Raw genomic sequence first — 17,755 nt, 5'->3', positions numbered from 1 at the left:
CTTCAGAACGTGTGGTTCTTGCCGCCGAAGACGGCGCTCACGGAGTCGTCCGTGAAGATCCTGCTGATCGAGTCCGCGAGCAGCGGCGCGCAGGTGAGGACCTCGATCTTGGCAGGTGCCCCGGGACCGAGCGGGATCGTGTCCGTCACGACGATCCGCTCGAACGGCGACGCTGCGAGCCGCTCGAACGCCGGCCCGCTGAAGATGCCGTGGGTTGCCCCGGCGAGCACACGGCGCGCGCCGGCGCGCATGAGCGCCTCCCCCGCCGCGCACAGCGTGCCGGCGGTGTCGATGATGTCGTCGATCACGATGGCGGTCTTTCCGCGGACGTCGCCGATGACGGCGTTGATCTCGGCGACCTGCTGCTGGGGTCGCTCCTTGTCGAGGATGGCGAGACCGGCGCCGATCTGCGTGGCGAACTGCTTGTTGAGCTTGACCCGGCCAGCGTCGGGAGCGACGATCACGAGGTCGTCGTCGAAGCCGGCGAAGTACTCGCCGAGGATGCCGATGGCGGTCATGTGGTCGACCGGGATGCCGAAGAAGCCCTGCAGCTGCCCGGCGTGCAGGTCCATCGTCAGTACACGGTCGACGCCCGTCGCCTCGAGCGCGCGCGCCACCATGCGCGCCGAGATCGGCTCGCGCGGCGCCGACTTCTTGTCCTGACGCGAGTATCCGTACCAGGGGGTCACGGCGATCACGCGACGCGCGCTCGCTCCGACGGCGGCGTCCACCATCACGAGCAGCTCGAGGAGGGAGTCGTTGGAGTTGATGCCGGTCTCGGGGTTCGCGCACATCGGCTGCACGATGAAGACATCCGCCCCGCGGATCGACTCGTCGAAGCGGCTGTACACCTCTCCGTTGGAGAACGTCTTCAGCGTCACCCGGCCGAGTTCGATCTCGAGGAGCTCGGCGATCGCCCCCGCCAGCGGCGCGTTGGAGCGGCCGGAGAACAGCATGAGGCGCTTCTCCGGCACCACTCGGGGCCGCGCGATCATGAGTTCCCCTCGTCTCGTTGGCCAGACCCGGTGTCGCGGTCCGACGCGCGCGCGCTCGGCATGCTCGCGCGCGCGCTCGGCATGCTCGCGCGCGCTCCGGCGAACTCGACCGACAGCGCCGCGGCCGCGGCACCGCGACGGGCCGCGCTCTCGACGTCGTCCCCCGCAGCCAGGCTCGCGGCGAACACGCCGTTGAAGGTGTCGCCGGCGCCGGTGGTGTCGACCACTCGACGGGCCCTTCCGGCTGGGATGCGGGTGGTGACCCCGTCGGCGCGGCACAGGAGCATTCCCTCGGCACCCAGGGTGACGATCACCGACGCGCGGGTGACGGATGCCACGGCGGCGGCCATCGCCGCCACCGGCGGGTTGCCGGGCTCGCCGAGGAGCCGGTAGACATCGCGCAGCTCGCCCTGGTTCGGCGTGATGATCGGCGAGTGGGCGAGCAGGTCGCGGACTCCGGGATGGACGGGGGCGGGGTTGAGCACGCACACCCATCCGCGTGCGGTCGCCTCCTCGACCGCGGCGGCGACCGCGGACGCCGGGATCTCGGTGCTGACGAGGACGCATCCGGGCCACCCGGTCGCGCGCTCCATCGCGGCGGTCACGTCGTCCGCAGTGACCGCCGCATTGGCGCCCGGGGCGACGGCGATCTGGTTCTCGCCCGACGAGTCCACGACGATCAGGGCGACCCCGGTGGCGGATCCGGCCTTGACGACGACGTCCGCGACGTCGATTCCCTCCGCGCGCAGCTCGGCCAGCGCTGCCGCTCCGAGCTCGTCATCGCCGACGGCGCCGACGTAGCGGACGTTGGCTCCCGACCGCACCGCGGCGACGGCCGAGTTGCCGCCCTTGCCCCCGCCATGACGCTGGAGGTCGACGCCCACGACCGTCTCACCCGGTGCCGGGAGCCGGGGCACGGGGACGACCATGTCGACGTTCAACGCCCCGATCACCAGCAGCCTCCCGCCGGTCCCGCCGGGGAGAGGCCGTCGATCGAGATCTGTCACGTCCTTGCTCTCTCTTCCGGAACCCGTCTCACGCTCTCGACACCAGTTCGGCGTATGTCCGCTCCACGTGCGCCTGCGCGGTCCACGACAGCATGGCCGTCCACATCCCGGCGTAGTGCGGCCAGTCCAGGAACTCCTGGGGCGCCCAGTGCGGGGCGAGATCGGAGGCGAACGCGGCCGTCCTGCCCTGACCGTACTCCCCGACGACCAGCAGCGGGTCCTTGCCCACGCGGGCCACGACCGTGGCATCCGGCTTGGCGATGAGCTTGTTGTAGCCGAGCAGGTGCGGCCATTCGGACGGCGTGCCGCCGAGCACAGGATGTTCGGGCTCGCACACCTCGACCGTGACCCCCTCCGAGCGCTCGACGCGATCGTCGTACGGAAGCATCGACACCGGCAACGGATCCGCGAGCGGGCTCATGCCGTATCGGCCTTTGCCGTCGATCCCCGTGAAGGAGAGGTAGCCCCCGATCATGACCAGGCCGCCGCCGCGACGGACGAAGTCCGCCACGAGGCCGAGCCGGTTCGGCGACCTCTCCGAGCGCAGGAAGGTCTCGTCGGGCAGCAGGAAGGAGTTGGAGCCGATGTCCGAGATGACGACGACGTCGAACTCGTCGAGCTCCTCCGTCGTGCGGGGGAACCGCAGGCTGACCTCGTGTCCGCGCACGTAGGTGACGTCGACGCCGGCGTCCGCCAGGCAGCCGAGGAAGTAGCCGGCGCCCTCCTCGTACTCGGTCGAGTGGAACTGGTCGAAGCCCTTCATGTGGATGGTGTGCTTGATCCACGACTCACCCACGAACAAGACCTTCAGCGGCGATCTGTTGACACTCATCAGCTTGTACTCCCTTGCGCCAATTGCCTTCTGGTTGATGCGTCGAGGAGGCCACGACCCAGCGCGTACGCCTCGCGGATGTCGCTCCCGATGTAGCTGGACGCCGCCAGTGCGGCCAGGGCAGGCGTGGGATTGACCGCGACCGATTGCGAGTACGTTTTGAAGAGCCACACGTCGCTGGAGGAGTCCCCGTACACGACGCAGTCGTCGGCGCTCAACCCGCGACCCGCGAGCGCCGACTCGGTGATGGTCACCTTCGTCTCGGCGAGCAGCGTGGCCGAGCTCGACAGTGCAGTTCCCACCTCGACCGCCGAGCCGTAGGTCTCGTGGGCGCCCCAGCGCTCGAGGCCGCGCACGAAGAACGTCGGTGACTGCGAGATCACGATCACCGCCTCCCCGCGGGAGCGGATGTCCGCGAAGACTCCGGCGATCCCGTCCATCCACGGCGCGTTCTCGAACGCGGCCTCGAGGTCGGCGGCGGTCGCGTTCGCGCAGATCTCGAGGAGGCACAGCCAGAAGTCGGTGTCCGAGATCATCCCCTCGCGCCACAGCCCCTCGATCTCCAGCCCCGTCTCGAGGCGGCCCATCTGGCGGGCGAGCTCGATGGTGGCGGAGCTGCGCAGGAGTGTGCCGTCCATGTCGAAGACGTGGAGGTGCCGCGCGTCGGCGGGTGGGTTGGCGGTGCTCACGTGGCTGTCCCCGCTGCGGATGCCGCGGCCCGCGGATCCCCGTCGAGCACGAGCGTCTTGTTCTCCAGGTAGGGGAGCAGCCCCGCGACGCCGCCCTCGCGACCGATGCCCGACTGCTTGAACCCGCCGAAGCCGATCCCGAAGTCCGCCCGATTTCCGTTCTGCCCGACCGTCCCCGCACGCAGCCGCCTCGCGACCTCGCGAGCTCGGGCCGCGTCGTGGGTGAACACCGCGGCGTTCAGGCCGAAGGGCGAGTCGTTCGCGAGTCGGATCGCATCGTCCTCGTCGGAAGCCGCGATGACCGAGAGCACGGGCCCGAAGATCTCCTCGCGCGCGATCCGCGACGCGTTGTCGACGTTGCCGAAGACCGTCGGCTGGATGAACCAACCGCGGTCGAGATCCTTCGGTCGGCGGCCGCCGAATGCGAGGGTCGCCCCCTCGTCTTCGCCGATCCGCACGTAGGACTCCACACGCGCGCGCTGGCGCTGGGAGGCCAGGGGGCCCATCTGCACCCCCGGATCGAACGGGTTGCCCATCTCCACCCGGGCGAATCGGTCGGCGAGGGCCTCGAGGAGTGCGTCGTGCCGGTGGCGGGGGACGATGATGCGAGTCAGCGACGCGCAGATCTGCCCCGACAGGAAGCAAGCGCCGCCCGTAAGGGTGTCCGCCGCCTCGTCGATGTCCATGTCCTCCAGGATGACGGCCGCCGACTTGCCGCCGAGTTCGAGCGTGAACCGCCCGATGCGCTCGGCGAGGATTCCGGCGATCCTCTTGCCGACCTCCGTCGAGCCGGTGAACGTGATCTTGTCCACGCGATGATCCGTCACCAGGGCCTCGGAGGCATCCCTGTCGGCCGTCACGACGTTCACGACCCCCGGAGGGAGGCCCACCAGTTCGGCGATCTCCGCGATGACGTAGGCCGCGCCCGGCGCCTCCGGCGACGCCTTGATGACGACCGTGCAGCCCGCGAGCAGCGCGGGGGCGAGCTTGTAGGCGATCAGGTGCATCGGCGTGTTCCACGGGATGATCGCTCCGACGACGCCGACGGGCTCGCCGACGATCATCCCGAACCCTTCGCCGGAGCTCGTGGGCATCTCCTGCTCGAACGGATACCGCTCGGCGAGATCGGCGTAGTAGCGGAACGCCGCCGGGACCTCCTCCATGGCGGCCGGCACGATCCGGGCGATGACGCCGGACTCCCGGGGCCACAGCTGGACGACGTCGTCGATGCGCTCGGACAGGGCTTGGGCGATCGCACGGAGGTAGCCCCCGCGACGGGCGGGCGACATCCGCGGCCACGGTCCTTCATCGAACGCCCGGCGCGCCGCACCGATCGCCCGCGAGACATCCGCCGCTTCGGCCGCGGCGACGGTGAAGTACAGCTCCTCGGTCGCCGCCTCGACGACGTCGATCGTGTGGTCGGTCGACGGGACGACCCACTCGCCGTCGATGAAGAACTTCCTCGGGTGCGCGATGGGCGACACCGCTCTGTCGGTCGTCATGGGATCCTCGTTCCTCCGGCTGCTCCGCTGCGGGACTGCTCTGGGTCGTGCGGTGCCGACAGCACCTCGTCGAAGGGCGCGGAGTCGACGATGCGGCGGCGGATGGCCTGGTAGAGCGGACCGCTCTCCTCGCGGGCCGTCAGAGCCGACACCCAGTGGGGATCGGTGAGGAATGCGCCCCACTTGCGCTCGAGCTCGGCGAGATCGGCGAACCGCATCGTGTAGACGAGCTCGTTGAACGAGTGATCGCCGATCGTGGTGAACCCCACCTGTGTGATGTCCATCTCGTGCCGGCGGAACAACGGGATGACGACCGAGCGGAACATGTCCACGACGTCTCCCATCCGACCCGGCACCGGGACGTACTCGCGCACTTCGTAGATCACCGTGCTCAACTCCTCTGCGGTCCTGCGGGTTTCCGGGCTGCGACTGTGCGGGCGCTAGTCGGCGAACGCCGGCAGGACCTCGGCCGCCATCAGCTCCATGTTCTTGATGACCGCATCGATGGGCATGCCCACGGCGATCAGGCACGCCAGATGGTCCACGCCCAGCCGCTCGTAGGACTTGAACCGCTCGATCATGCGGTCGGGCGTGGTGAGCACGGGGTCGGCGTACTTCTCCAGCAGACCCTCCTTCGAGAAGGAGTGCTGCTCGGGGCGCATCTGCCCGCCGTGCACGTAGTCACGGCTCTCGCCCACGTCGCGGGTGGCGAGACGGTCCTCGCGCGTGTCGACCGTGCCGGGGCCCTTCACCAGGGCCATGTAGTAGTTGTACTCGCTCAAGACGTCGTCGAAGTACTCCAGGGCCTCCTCCTCGGTGCGACCGACCCATGTGTGGCGCAGCACCATGACCTCGCCGCGGGGGTTGCCGGTCTTGACGATCTCGTCGTTGTAGCTCTCAATGAGCACCTCGAGGTCGCCGTACGGCTCGAAGTTGCCGTAGTTGGGGGCCGTGATCAGGTTCAGCCCCTGCTGGGCGACCTTGCGGACCCCGTCAGTGCTCTGTGAGGCGACCCAGATCTCGGGGTGCGGCTTCGTAGCGGGCTTCGGCACGAGGGTCGTCGGGGGGAACGAATAGAACTGGCCGTCGAACGACACGTCGTCTTCGGCGAAGAGGCGGCGGATGATCTCGAGCCCTTCGTCGTACATCGCGCGCTGGTTCTCGGGCTTGACCCCGAGGCGATCGAGCTGGAACCGGCTTCCACCGCGGGCGACGCCGATGCCGATCCGGCCCGGTGCGAGATGGTCCAGAAGACTCATCTCTGAGGCGACCAGGAGCGGGTTGTAGGCGGGCAGGACGACCACGCCCGGGACGATCCGGAGCCGCTTGGTCCGACTGGCCGCCACCGCGGCGAACATCATCGCCGAGGGGTTGGTCACGTAGTTCTGGAACTGGTTCTCATTGATCGTGATCCCCTCGAAGCCGAGCCGCTCGGCGGCGTCGACGATCCTGATCATGCCGTCCAGGACCTCGGACCAGGGCCGGGACATGTCCGGATAGAAGAATGGTGCCGTCACCCAGAATTTCATTGCCATCGTGCGCTCCTCAGTTGTGTTCGTACTCGTCCGCGTCCGGACGATGGCCGCTAGCATGCGCGGCCGCCGGCGGCCCCTGCGACGTTGGACGCCGCGCATGCCCGGGACGGATGCTGAATGCCCCGGGCATGCGTGGGTTCAGGCTGCGGCCTGCTCCTCGGCGGGTGCGGCTTCCAGCATCGGAGCGATCCAGCTCGCGTACCACTCCTCGGGCACGGGCGCCTCGCTCGCGGCGATCAGCTCGGAGAAGTCCCACTTCTTCAGCAGCTTCCCGTTGCGGAAGACGGGTTGGAGGAGGTTGTCCTCCGGCGCGACCGAGTCCCTCGGGACCGTCTTGTAGACGCCGTCCTCCACGATCAGGGCCAGTCGGCCGGCCTTCGACACCTTGAAGCCGGCGCCGCTCGGGGACTTCGAGATGTTGCGCCACTCGCCGTTGACGCACACGGCGTTGGCCTTCTGGCCGAAGTTCATCGTGTCGCGGTTGACGTGCTGGAGCAGACCGCCGCCCATGCCGAAGATCGCGTTGTCCGCGGCCAGACCACGGCGCTCGAGCTCGATGTACACGTCGCGAAGGCTCTCCGCGGTGACGCCGTCGCCCTGGACGACCCGGATGAACGGCGGGAGCAGCTTGAAACCCTTGCTGTTGATCTCGTAGCCGAAGGACTCCATCAGCCATTCGGTCGTGTCGGCCGTCACCTGCACGACGTCTCCGGAGTCGGGGCGCGCCCCGACCAGGCCGGGGAAGTTCTGCACCAACTCCTTCAGCTCACCCCCGAGGATGTTCTTGACGCAGTTCTCGTGGTCGTAGGTGTCGGTGAGGACCAGCGCGAACCCGTGATCGTGATAGGTCTCCAGCATGTTGCGGATGGCGTCGACCTCGTGATCGCGACCCCAAGCGGTGAATCCAGCGTGCTCTGAGTTCGGGCCGGAGTTGGACGGGGCGACGGCGTTGTACCAGCGCTTCGCGGCCAGGATGCCGGGTGTCGTGTCGCTCTGGTTGAAGTTGACCAGATGCGCCATGCCGCCGAGGGCAGCGGACTGCTGGGAGCTGACGCCGCGTGCCCCATAGTCGTGGAGCATGTGGCGCAGGAGGTGTCCGTTGTCGGAAGTGCGCTCGAGGGCCGTGCGGATGACCTGCTTCGACAGCCAGCTGATTGTGCCGATCGACGTCGGGTACCAGACGGCGCGCAGCAAGGCCGTCTCGAAGAAGCTGGTGGCCCAGTAGTACTTCGGGTCGGTATTGATGAGCTGCACGAGGACGTTGCGGGTCGGCATGACCGTACCCTCGGCGACGGCCTCGATCTCGACCGGCAGATAGCCGCCATGGTCGTTGATGATGCCGAGCCAGTTCTCGCGGTTGAAGTGCATCCCCTGCTCACGCATGAGGTATTCCGCGGCATCCACGTCCTCCAGCGTCACGGGGCGCATGAGGTAGTCGCGGATGAAGGCCTGGAGGCCGACGAACATCGTCACGGGGTACTCGCCGCCGCGGGACTCGATGTACGAGGAGACGTACTCGGTTCCCGGCGGGTAAAGAGGATAGTGGCTGTGCTTGTAGTTGTCGGTGTTGATGATGATGTTGTCGAACTGCTCGCCCAAGGACATTGCTCAGCCCTTCCTGTCAGTTGAGTCCTCTCGCATGGTGCGCGGCGCAAGGGAACTATTATCGGTTCTATCTTTGAGACTGAGCAGCCAAGCTTGACCGCTGATTCGCGGTAACGGATGATTGCTCGGGGTGGTAGAAACCTTTCTACACTCCCCATGTATCAACGAGGAATCCGTCGTGTGAACGGCATGTTTCGAACGGGGCGGGCTGGCCACCGGGCGTGGAGCGTGTAATCGAGTACTGTGGGGCGACACGACGTGTGCGCGCACGACTTGCCGACATCGATGGTGAGGTGAGGGAGCAATGCCGACGCCCAGACCCACGATGAAGGATGTCGCCGAGCGCGCGGGAGTGGCGCTCAGCACGGTGAGCTACGTGCTCAACGACAGCGGCCCCGTGGCCGCCGACCGACGCGCCCGGGTATTGGAGGCCGTGCGCGCGCTGGGCTATCTGCCGAACGAATCGGCGCGCAACCTCAAGCGTCGCAGCGTCGCCACAGTCGGACTCGTCGTCCCGGACCTGGTGAACCAATATTTCGCGATGATCGCCGAGGGAGTGGAGCAGGCCGCGTCCGAGAAGGACGTCCTGGTGGTGTTCTGCACGCCAGAGGCGACAGGAGTCTCCGAGTCGTGGAACAGCCGCCTGTTGCGCAGTCAGCGTCTCGATGGCCTCATCTACCTTTCCGGGGCGGAGACGCGGATGGAGGCCCTGGTCGAGCTGACCCGGGTCGGCCCCGTCGTGCTCGTCGACGAGAAGCTCTCCGGCTTCGGGCTGCCCTGCGTGGTCTCCCAGAACCGTCGGGGCGCACGAGAGATCGCGGCCCACGTCACCTCGCTCGGGCACGAGCGGCTCGCCATCCTCGGGGGCCCGGTCGAGCTGTGGACGGCGGAGCAGCGCCTCTCGGGGTACCGCGAGGCAATCGCCGCTGCCGGCCTGGATCCCGACGCTGTACCGGTACTCACCGGCGACTACCAGATGTCGTCGGGTGAGCTGCTGGCTGCGGAGGCGCTCGACCGCCCCGCGAGCGAGCGCCCCACAGCGCTGATCTGCGCCAATGACCTGATGGCGATCGGCGCGCTCTCGTACTGTCGCCGAGCCGGACTGAGGGTGCCCGAGGATGTCTCGGTCGTCGGGTTCGACGACCTCCCGTTCGCCTCCCTCCTGACCCCCGGCCTCACCACGGTCCGCCAGCCCGCACGCGAGATGGGGAAGGCCGCGGTCAAGCTGCTCCTCGACATGGTCGACGGGGCCGAGGCGGTCTCGCCTCCACCGGTGCCCGTCGCGCTGAAGATCCGGGAGTCGACGGGACCGCACTCGCCTCGGGAGTGACACCTAGTGAGGTCTCAGCTGCTCGGCGAGAGCGCGCGCGGTGTGCGCGATGTCGGGTATCGGGTCGACGCCGACAAAGCAGTGGTCGGCACCGACAACGCGTGAGTGTGCTCGTCGCCCCCACTCTCGCCATCGCTTCTTGTAGAGCCACGCTCTGCTCGACGGAGACGATGGTGTCCGCATCACCGTGGATGAGAGTCGGGGCCGCCGCGGATGACACGTGCGCGATGGGACTCGCCCGCTCCGCGGCCAACGAATCCGCGGTCACGGAGGTGCCGATGAGCGTCGTTTCCGGGGAGTCGAGCTGATCGTGACCGATCGCCGATCCATGTGACCGCGGTTGCCGCATCGCGGTGAGATCGGTGGGTGGATACCAGACGACGGCCGCCTGCACACGTGAGTCGACCCCGCGGACGCCGACGCCTCGCGGCCGCCGATGAGCAGGTCGAGTCGTACCTTCGACGACCGAAAGCTAGGCTCACTCAGGCTCTCGTCGATCTCAAGATAGAAGTTGTGCGTATTGATCTCGACGACGCGACGGCACAAGCGCTCCGGAATGCGCAGACGATGCAATATCGATAGCCGAAGAACTCCGCAAACACGGTGCGGGGATCGTTCAATGCACAATGACACCTCATTGGTGGTGTGCGGCCGAGAACTCGGTTGGTTCTCGTCAAAAGCCGCACGCCATCAATGAGCAACAGTAGTGCCGGGCGTCTGCGTGACCCATCGCGAGCGCGGCACCCTCTCAGTGAACGGCACCGGGGAAGCTTCGACAACGGTCCGCTCGGACAGTACCGCCACGCAGATGGGTCCGCCAGGCAGTTCGGAGGAAACGCGAATCAGGACACCCGGGTGAATCAACTCATCTACGAGCGTTACCCTGTGCTCGACAATTGGATGAGCCCGACGACCGAGCGACCGACCATCAAGAGTCCGAAGGCTACACCAGTGAGTGCAGCAAGGCCGACCCAGAACGGGGTCTGAAGTCTGCCTAGGCTATCTGCGGCCTTGTCACCCAGAATCTTTCGTTCCCACCAGATCGTCATGTCGCGAAATTGCTTCCGCAGGAGGAAGCCGAAGATCCCGAGCGAAATGGCGAGGACGCCCCCAATGAGGGTGACTGGTATCGATCGGGGATCAATGGCCATGTCTACCAACTCGTACCCCCTCCGATACTGCAGCCAACGCGAACCCAAAGGTCAGGCCTCTGGACGGTTTTTCTCAAATTTTTCTCACGGGCACTACTCGATAATGAGAGAAGCCCCGCGATCCCAGTGTTTCCAAGGGTTCGCAGGGCTTCCACGGTGGCGGTGACGGTGGGATTTGAACTCAAACGCAGACACATTTCGAGGATGTGCAGACCGTCCTCGCCCGTGATTTCGGGGATCTCGACATTTCGGGAGTGTGCCCAGCGGGCCCGGGTGCGACACCTTCTTTCCCACGGGTTTACCCGGGACAAGAGGGAGACCGTCCGGAACTCCGCCCGCGAAAGCCTCGTAAGCCTGTTTCTTGCCGACCAGTGCTTAGACGGCCTCCTGAACTGCGGTGAACCTATCCTTTGGTGCGCCAACAACTCGAGCGCATCGAGCCCAGTAGCCGACATGTCGATCCCGAGTTCGTCGACGGCCCTGAACTAGTTCGTCGAGGGCCTTGAAATGATGGCTGGCCACTCGTGTTGTGCTTCGCACCTCGCCAAGAGCCAGCTCAGTCCCCTTCCTCGAGCTGGGCACGGAAGTCGTCGGCCGCACCTATGAGAGCGTCACGCATCTCGTCGATCTGATCTCGCGCGAATCGCGAGGAGGGAACAGCGACCGTGAACGCAGCGATCGGGCGGTCGAGTCGGTCGTGCACGGCGACGCCCACTCCGCTGACGCCCTGCTCGGTCTCCTCGACGTTGACGCCGTACCCCTGACGACGCACCCGGGTGAGGTGGCGCTTGAGCGCAGGCAGGTCTCGATAGCGAGCAGTCGGCCAGTCCGGCAACCCGCGCGCGTAGAGACGGTCGAGATCTGCCATGGACATCGCGGCCAGGATCGCCTTGCCGCCTGCCGAACAATGCGCCGGCATCTCGTCGCCGACCCGCACCCCGACCCGCAACGGCAGCTCGCACTCGATGCCGTCGAGGAATCGGATGTTCTGCCCGTGCCGCACCATGATCTGCACGGTCTCACCCAGCCGATCATGCAGCTGCTCGAGAACAGGATGCGCGAGCGAGCGCACTGAGCTGAGCGTCAAAGGTTCCGACCGCGGAGCGAGCAGCGCGGGACCCCGGCGATACCGCCTGTCTCGATCCTGGACGGCGAAGTCACGATGCACGAGGGACGCCAGCAGCCGATGAGCCGTCGACGGCGCGACGCCGAGCTTCGCCGCGGCATCCGTGACGCTCAAGACCTCCCCGTCGCGCAGGGCGGTGAGCAGCACGAGCGCGCGGTCCACCGACTCCACAGGCGACGCGCCGACCGCGGTCATGATCCGACCTCGCTGCGCAGGCCGAGGAGCCCCGCCGCGTTTCCCTTCATGATGAGGTGTCGCGCCCCATCGGGGATTTCAAGAGTCGCGAAATCCGACATCCATCGCTCCGGAGTGATCAGTGGATAGTCCGACCCGAACAGCACTTTGTGCTTAAGAATTGTCCCAGCCTGGCGCACGAGCTGAGGCGGGAAGTACTTGGGCGACCAGCCGGACAGATCGATGAAGACGTTCGCCTTGTGGGTGGCCATGGCGATCGACTGGTCGACCCACGGGACCGCCGGGTGCGCGAGAATGATCCGAAGAGAGGGAAAATCCGCGGCGACGTCGTCGATCAGCATCGGCTCCGAGAGCCTCAAGCGGATGCCGCGACCTCCAGGGAGGCCGGCGCCGATTCCGGTCTGTCCGGTGTGGAAGAGCGCGATCATGCCGTGCTGTGCAAGCAGGTCGTAGAGCGGCCAGTGTTTTCGGTCCGAGGGATCGAAGCCCTGCAGGCTCGGATGAAACTTGAAACCGCGCACTCCGTGATCCTCGATCAACACCCTGGCATGCGCCACGGCGTCAACACCGTTGTTCGGATCGACCGAGCCGAAGGGGATGAGTACGTCCGCGTTCTCGCGACATGCCTCGGCGAGCTCCACGCTGCTGAGTGCCGGCTGCCCGAGTGTGCTGCTCGCATCGACCGTGAAGACCACTGCCGCCATCCGCAGGTCACGGTAGAGGGCTGCGATGCGATCGATCGTCGGGGTGCGATCCGCGCCGCTGCGGAAGTACGCCGCCGAGGCGTCGAGCAGCTCCTGGTCGAGAGCGAAATGTCCGTGTCCGTCTGCCTCGACATGCACGTGCATGTCGATGGCGACAAGGTCATCCACCCGGATCTCCGGGGCAGCAGCGCTCATCGAACAGCCGCCAGGTCGACGAACTGCTGCAATGCTCCCGCATCGTCCACGGCATCCGGGTCGACGGCATCGCTCAGGGCCTGACCCAGCAGGATCCGCTTGACCGGCACTTCGAGCTTCTTGCCGGTGCGCGTGTGCGGAAGCGCCGCAACTGGCACCACGCTGTCTGGGACGTGGCGTGGCGAGAGCTGCGTTCGAATGGCCGATCGCAGGCGTTCGACGAGCTCCGCTTCGATCGGACTGCCGTCGCTCGACACCACGAACAGGAGCAGCTCCCCGTTTCCGCCGTGAGCATCGTCCAGGTGGACGACCAAGCTGTCACCCACCTCGGGAAACGTGTCGACGATCCCATAGAAGTCCGCCGTCCCCAACCGCACGCCGCCACGATTGAGCGTGGCATCGCTACGCCCGGTGATGACGCAACTGTCTGCGTCGCTGAAGCGGATCCAGTCCCCATGACGCCAGACACCGCGGTATACGTCGAAGTACGCCGCGCGATAGCGACTGCCGTCGTCATCGCCCCAGAACTTCACCGGCATCGACGGCATCGGAGTCAGCACGACGAGCTCGCCCAGTTCGCCCACCACGGCGCGACCCGACTCGTCGAAAGCGCGAACGTCGACACCGAGGCTCGGTCCGGCCATCTCACCCCGCCACACCGGCTGCCATGGTCCGCCCTGAACGAGACCGGTACAGACATCGGTGCCGCCGCTTCCGACATTCAGCAGCACACTGTCCCCGAACTGCTCGTGGACCCACTCGAAAGCGGACGTCGGGAGCGGGCTGCCCACCATGCCGAGCTGTCGGATGCTCGTGAGGTCGAACTGCTTCGCGGGCTCGGTCCCCTCGCGGATCTCGTGCATCAGGAAGGCGGCGCTCAGACCCACCACCGTCGGTCGCCACGCCTCGATGAGCTTCCACTGCAGATCGCTGTCGGGGCCAACCGGGTTGCCGTCGATGAGGACGATGCCCGCCCGGAGCATCAGCGCCGACACGACCGCGTTCCAGACCATCCACGACGTCGTCGTGAACCACATGAGGCGGTCACCGGGGCCGAGATCCCAGTGCAGAGCGTGATTCTTGAGGTGCTCGAGAACGATGCCGCCGTGCCCGTGCACGATGGGCTTGGGAAGCCCGGTCGTTCCCGAGGTGAAGAGGACCGAGAGCGGATGGTCGAACGGCACCGGTTCGAAGGCGAGCGGCCGCCCGGTGCTCTCACCCAGTGCGAGGAAGTCGTTCCAGGACGTCGCGTCCTCGACGACGGCGCCGAGGTAGCGGACACTGACGACGTGTTCGACGGTCGGAAGGCCGGCGCGGACGTCGCGCACGTCGCCCCGACGATCGACGTCCTTCGTGCCGTACCGATAGCCGTCGACGACGAACAGCACGGTCGGCTCGATCTGGCCGAGTCGGTCCAGCACCCCTTTGACGCCGAACTCGGGTGCACACGCTGCCCAGATCGCGCCGAGGCTCGCCGTGGCCAGGTAGGCGATGACGGCCTCCGGGATGTTCGGCAGGTAGGCGGCCACGCGGTCGCCCGCCCGCACCCCCAGTTCCTCGAGTGCGGCGCGGGCCTGCGCGACACGCTGACGCAGCTCACCGAATGTCAGTGTCAGCTCGTCGCGAGTCTGCGAGAACGCATGAATCGCGACCGCTTCGTCGTCAGACGCTTCCGCGGGGTCGCGCAGGGCGTGCTCGGCGAAGTTGAGGGTCGCTCCCTCGAACCAGCGCGCGCCCGGCATCACCCGCTCAGCCAGCACGGAGGTCGCCGGCGAGTGGGAGATCACCTGGAAGCAGTCCCAGATGGACTGCCAGAAGTCCTCGAGGTGATCGATGGACCAGCGGTGCAGCGCATCCCAGTTCTCGAAGCGCAGACCGAGCTCGGCATCCAGCCACTCAAGATAGCGCGCCGTCTCGGAGCCCTCGCGCGGGAGCGCGGGGGCCGGGATCAGCACATCGGGGACGTCAGCCATGTCGGTGCCCGTTGCCGCTCTCCACCTTCGTGGGCACAGTGATGCTCGAGGTGATCCACGACATCATCTTCTCCTTGGGGTCGAACGCGGGTGCGCGCTCCACCCCGCTCCACACCGTCTCGGGCCGGCACTGCAGCAGAAGGAGGTTCGCCCCCGCCGGCAGCTCTTCATCGACCGCGAACTCGATGTCCTGCGGTCCGCCGTTGCGCTTCTCGAGGCGCTTGCCGAGTTCGGCGAGCGCGACGACCTCGTCGTCGCTCAGGCTCAGCTGGTCGCGGCGCTCCTCCGGCACCTCGACCGATGAGTCGCCGCGGCGATATTCGACGCGCTTGTCCCCGAGCACCCGCGCCTGCACACCCAGTCCCACCTTGTTGACCGTGAAGCGATCCGGGGTGACCTCGCCGCCTACGACCGAAAGACCGAGGCCCCAGCTGGCTTCCAGCACGACGCGGGAGCGGTCCCCACTGATCGGGTCCAGCGTGAACATGACGCCTGCCGTGCGCGCGCGGACGGTCTTCTGGATGACGACCGCCATCTCGATGACCGACAGATCGATCCCGCGCTCCAGGGCGTAGCGAAGCACCCTCGGTGCGTACACGCTGGTGTAGCAGCGGTGCACGTGAGTGAGCACGTCGTCGATGCCGCGGATGTCGACCCACGTCTCGAACTCACCGGCGAAGCTGTCGGCAGACGAGTCCTCAGCGGTGCCGCTGGAGCGCACCGCCACCGAGACGTCGTCCGTGCCGGTGAGCTCGCAGAGCTCTGCATACCCCTCGCGGATCTTGTCGGCGACATCGCGAGGAAGCTGGGATGCCGCCATGAGGATGTCGATGCGTTCGGAGGCCCCCTCGATCGCCGCGTAGTCGCGCGGGTCGAGCCCCTCAAGCTGCGCAGCGATGTCTCGGCGCAGGTTGTCCTGATCGAGGAAGCGGCGGTATGCGTTGGCGCTCACGGCGAACCCGGGCGGGACGGGATAGCCGGCGGCGGTCATCTCACCGAGGCCCCTGCCCTTTCCGCCGACGAAGCGCGCATCGGAGCATCCTTCATCCTCGAAGCGGAACGTGAAGCTGTGCGGATCGAAAGTCATTGTGCTTCCTCCTCCAGGATCGTCACGACGCCGGTGTCGCCGTCGACGCGGACGCGCTGTCCGGTCTTCAGCCGCGCGGTCGCGAATCCGGTGCCGACCACGGCGGGGATGCCGTACTCGCGGCACACGATCGACGCGTGACTCATCATGCCGCCGATGTCGGTCACGACGGCTGCGGCAACCGAGAAGGCGGCCGCCCAGCTCGGGGCGGTGATGGCAGCGACGAGCACCTCACCCGGCTGGATCGTGGCGACGTCCTTCTCCGTCTTGAGCATGCGCACGGGGCCTTCGTAGACACCCGGGCCGCCCGGAATGCCGGAGAGTGCGTTGCTGTCGGCGTCTGAGGCGCCCAGCCAGTCGAGCACACGCTCGGTCGTGACGCCGTAGTTCATCACCGCGAACGGGTCGGTGACCTCTACCGGCGGGATGCCATACGCAGGCGGCGCACCCTGCGCCTGCAGCGCCGTCACGATGCCGCGGCGCTCCTCGATGATCGCTGCCCAGCGCTCCTTGCCGCGGGGCGGAACACCGATGGCCCAGGACTGCACGACGTCGGCCAGAACCTCATCGAGCTCGAACCGATTGATGTAGAAGACGTCATCCTGCTGCGCGGTGAAGCCCGCCGCGACGAGGAAGTCGCCGAGCTCCTTCGCCTTCTCCCAGAACACCGAGTGGGCCCAGTGCTCGATGTAGATGTTGTGCTCTTCGATGAACGGGAACACCGTGCGCGACAGCCCGAGGAGCTCGTCGAACTGCGCACTCTCCGCATCGGTGAGCAGATCGCGGTAGCCCGAGACGAGCTCGTCCCGTTCGCTGCGAAGCCTCTCGATCGGGCGTCTCACGTCGTCGCCCTCGGCGATGCGCCGCGCGTAGCGACTGATGCCCTGCATCGGGATGTTCGGGTCGGAGACCCAGGTCTCCTGGTCGTTGGTGAAGCCGTACTCGGCGAAGTAGTCGAACCAGGGGTCCTTCGACGTCTCGTATTCTGCGAGCCACTGCCGTCCGTTCTCGCTCTCGGCCAGCACCGCGAACGTCTCGGCTGCGTCACGAGCGGCCGCGATCTCATCGACCAGCTCCAGCTCGACGGCAAGCGTCGCGAGGCGACGGAGTTCGTCGTCGGGGCGGAACGCCAGCACCTCGACACCTGCGACCATGCGCGCGATCTCCTGATCGCTGATCTGCGGGAACGCCTGCTTGCAGAACTGGAAGAAGACGATGTACCCGCCGTACCCGAGGTTGAGGAACTCGAAGTGATGCTGCCAGATGACGAAGAAGTCGTCGATGAGGCGGTGGTAGTTCGCGATGATGTCCCACGACGTCGAGACACCGCGCGCTTCGGTGACGACCTCGATCGGGTCGAGATCGCCGAGCGGCGGGAAGGAGATCGTGCGCATCCGCTCGACCGCGTCGGACACCTTCGTCTTCCACTTGCCGTAGAGCTCGTCCCAGTTGGCGTAGTAGTAGCCGGCACGCTCCTGGAACAGCTCGGCGCGACGGCCGATCTCCTCGGGGTCGGTCACCGCGATCGGGCGGATGTACACGTACCCGTTCATGACGCGCACGTCCAGGCCCAGAGCAGTGGGCAGCACGAAGATGCGCGTGCTGTTCTGTCCTGCGCCGAGGTAGACCGCCTCGGCCCCGATGCTGTCGAACGGATGCACCCCACGCGACCAGTGCATCGTGTCGGCGAACCAGAATCCGGAGTCCTCCTCGTCCCGGCGCTCCTGACCGGGCACGAGGTAGTACGGATACATCGATCGCCAGTTCTCGGCGCCTTCTGGCGCGGGAACCTCGTGGAAGAACGGGAAACGGCGCTGGTTCTCGGTCAT

14 protein-coding genes and 1 pseudogene are annotated in these 17,755 nt (G+C 66.9%); 1 reads left to right on the top strand and 14 read right to left on the bottom strand.

Annotation, left to right across the window (positions count from 1 at the left end):
• Positions 1–2: 2 nt before the first annotated feature.
• From ACXZ1E_RS10545 to ACXZ1E_RS10510, 8 genes are all read right to left on the bottom strand, one after another.
• Positions 3–995, bottom strand: coding sequence for a ribose-phosphate diphosphokinase (locus tag ACXZ1E_RS10545; protein ID WP_458040467.1), 993 nt, complete (start codon positions 993–995; stop codon positions 3–5).
• A complete protein-coding gene (locus ACXZ1E_RS10540; protein ID WP_458040466.1) occupies positions 992–2,002 on the bottom strand; it encodes a ribokinase in 1,011 nt (336 codons plus the stop codon). Before ACXZ1E_RS10540 ends, ACXZ1E_RS10545 begins: the two co-directional genes overlap by 4 nt.
• 28 nt (positions 2,003–2,030) lie before the next feature.
• Positions 2,031–2,834 (bottom strand): glutamine amidotransferase, encoded by an 804-nt coding sequence (locus ACXZ1E_RS10535; RefSeq protein ID WP_458040465.1) that lies wholly within the window; start codon positions 2,832–2,834, stop codon positions 2,031–2,033.
• Complete coding sequence (locus tag ACXZ1E_RS10530; RefSeq protein ID WP_458040464.1) at positions 2,834–3,523, bottom strand: HAD family hydrolase; 690 nt, start codon at positions 3,521–3,523, stop codon at positions 2,834–2,836. The genes ACXZ1E_RS10535 and ACXZ1E_RS10530 overlap by 1 nt, the downstream gene beginning before the upstream one ends.
• Positions 3,520–5,025, bottom strand: a complete 1,506-nt coding sequence (locus ACXZ1E_RS10525; RefSeq protein WP_458040463.1) for an aldehyde dehydrogenase — start codon at positions 5,023–5,025, stop codon at positions 3,520–3,522. Before ACXZ1E_RS10525 ends, ACXZ1E_RS10530 begins: the two co-directional genes overlap by 4 nt.
• Complete coding sequence (locus ACXZ1E_RS10520; RefSeq protein ID WP_458040462.1) at positions 5,022–5,411, bottom strand: NIPSNAP family protein; 390 nt, start codon at positions 5,409–5,411, stop codon at positions 5,022–5,024. The genes ACXZ1E_RS10525 and ACXZ1E_RS10520 overlap by 4 nt, the downstream gene beginning before the upstream one ends.
• Positions 5,412–5,465: 54 nt before the next feature.
• On the bottom strand, positions 5,466–6,560 hold the full coding sequence (locus tag ACXZ1E_RS10515; RefSeq protein ID WP_458040461.1) for an LLM class flavin-dependent oxidoreductase: 1,095 nt from the start codon (positions 6,558–6,560) through the stop codon (positions 5,466–5,468).
• 138 nt (positions 6,561–6,698) lie between these two features.
• Positions 6,699–8,165, bottom strand: coding sequence for a nicotinate phosphoribosyltransferase (locus ACXZ1E_RS10510; RefSeq protein WP_458040460.1), 1,467 nt, complete (start codon positions 8,163–8,165; stop codon positions 6,699–6,701).
• 304 nt (positions 8,166–8,469) lie between these two features.
• Between ACXZ1E_RS10510 and ACXZ1E_RS10505 the strand changes: the two genes are divergently transcribed.
• On the top strand, positions 8,470–9,495 hold the full coding sequence (locus tag ACXZ1E_RS10505) for a LacI family DNA-binding transcriptional regulator (protein ID WP_458040459.1): 1,026 nt from the start codon (positions 8,470–8,472) through the stop codon (positions 9,493–9,495).
• Positions 9,496–9,640: 145 nt separating this feature from the next.
• On the opposite strand, the pseudogene ACXZ1E_RS10500 reads toward ACXZ1E_RS10505, so the two are convergent.
• The 6 genes and pseudogenes from ACXZ1E_RS10500 to ACXZ1E_RS10475 form a co-directional block, all read right to left on the bottom strand.
• A pseudogene (locus ACXZ1E_RS10500) lies at positions 9,641–9,889 on the bottom strand (hypothetical protein); the annotation flags it as partial.
• Positions 9,890–11,202: 1,313 nt separating this feature from the next.
• Entirely contained in the window at positions 11,203–11,967 is a 765-nt protein-coding gene (locus ACXZ1E_RS10495; protein WP_458040458.1) for an IclR family transcriptional regulator, read from the bottom strand.
• Positions 11,964–12,866: an amidohydrolase family protein gene (locus ACXZ1E_RS10490; RefSeq protein ID WP_458040457.1), complete on the bottom strand. Its 903-nt coding sequence runs from the start codon at positions 12,864–12,866 to the stop codon at positions 11,964–11,966. The genes ACXZ1E_RS10495 and ACXZ1E_RS10490 overlap by 4 nt, the downstream gene beginning before the upstream one ends.
• Positions 12,863–14,839 (bottom strand): acetoacetate--CoA ligase, encoded by a 1,977-nt coding sequence (locus tag ACXZ1E_RS10485; RefSeq protein WP_458040456.1) that lies wholly within the window; start codon positions 14,837–14,839, stop codon positions 12,863–12,865. The genes ACXZ1E_RS10490 and ACXZ1E_RS10485 overlap by 4 nt, the downstream gene beginning before the upstream one ends.
• Positions 14,832–15,926, bottom strand: a complete 1,095-nt coding sequence (locus tag ACXZ1E_RS10480; protein WP_458040455.1) for a PEP/pyruvate-binding domain-containing protein — start codon at positions 15,924–15,926, stop codon at positions 14,832–14,834. Before ACXZ1E_RS10480 ends, ACXZ1E_RS10485 begins: the two co-directional genes overlap by 8 nt.
• Positions 15,923–17,755, bottom strand: a complete 1,833-nt coding sequence (locus tag ACXZ1E_RS10475; protein ID WP_458040454.1) for a PEP-utilizing enzyme — start codon at positions 17,753–17,755, stop codon at positions 15,923–15,925. The genes ACXZ1E_RS10480 and ACXZ1E_RS10475 overlap by 4 nt, the downstream gene beginning before the upstream one ends.

It is taken from the genome of Pacificispira sp. HM-600, from assembly GCF_977993705.1.
The sequence above is the reverse complement of the archived record's forward strand: the minus strand, read 5'-3'. Positions and strand labels throughout refer to the sequence as shown.

Bases quoted from the DNA above. Each gene is read 5' to 3' on its own strand.
- ACXZ1E_RS10545 (WP_458040467.1), bottom strand. From the start codon at position 995: ATGATCGCGCGGCCCCGAGTGGTGCCGGAGAAGCGCCTCATGCTGTTC.
- ACXZ1E_RS10535 (WP_458040465.1), bottom strand. From the start codon at position 2,834: ATGAGTGTCAACAGATCGCCGCTGAAGGTCTTGTTCGTGGGTGAGTCG.
- ACXZ1E_RS10525 (WP_458040463.1), bottom strand. From the start codon at position 5,025: ATGACGACCGACAGAGCGGTGTCGCCCATCGCGCACCCGAGGAAGTTC.
- ACXZ1E_RS10495 (WP_458040458.1), bottom strand. From the start codon at position 11,967: ATGACCGCGGTCGGCGCGTCGCCTGTGGAGTCGGTGGACCGCGCGCTC.
- ACXZ1E_RS10490 (WP_458040457.1), bottom strand. From the start codon at position 12,866: ATGAGCGCTGCTGCCCCGGAGATCCGGGTGGATGACCTTGTCGCCATC.
- ACXZ1E_RS10505 (WP_458040459.1), top strand. From the start codon at position 8,470: ATGCCGACGCCCAGACCCACGATGAAGGATGTCGCCGAGCGCGCGGGA.
- ACXZ1E_RS10515 (WP_458040461.1), bottom strand. From the start codon at position 6,560: ATGGCAATGAAATTCTGGGTGACGGCACCATTCTTCTATCCGGACATG.
- ACXZ1E_RS10480 (WP_458040455.1), bottom strand. From the start codon at position 15,926: ATGACTTTCGATCCGCACAGCTTCACGTTCCGCTTCGAGGATGAAGGA.
- ACXZ1E_RS10485 (WP_458040456.1), bottom strand. From the start codon at position 14,839: ATGGCTGACGTCCCCGATGTGCTGATCCCGGCCCCCGCGCTCCCGCGC.
- ACXZ1E_RS10475 (WP_458040454.1), bottom strand. From the start codon at position 17,755: ATGACCGAGAACCAGCGCCGTTTCCCGTTCTTCCACGAGGTTCCCGCG.
- ACXZ1E_RS10510 (WP_458040460.1), bottom strand. From the start codon at position 8,165: ATGTCCTTGGGCGAGCAGTTCGACAACATCATCATCAACACCGACAAC.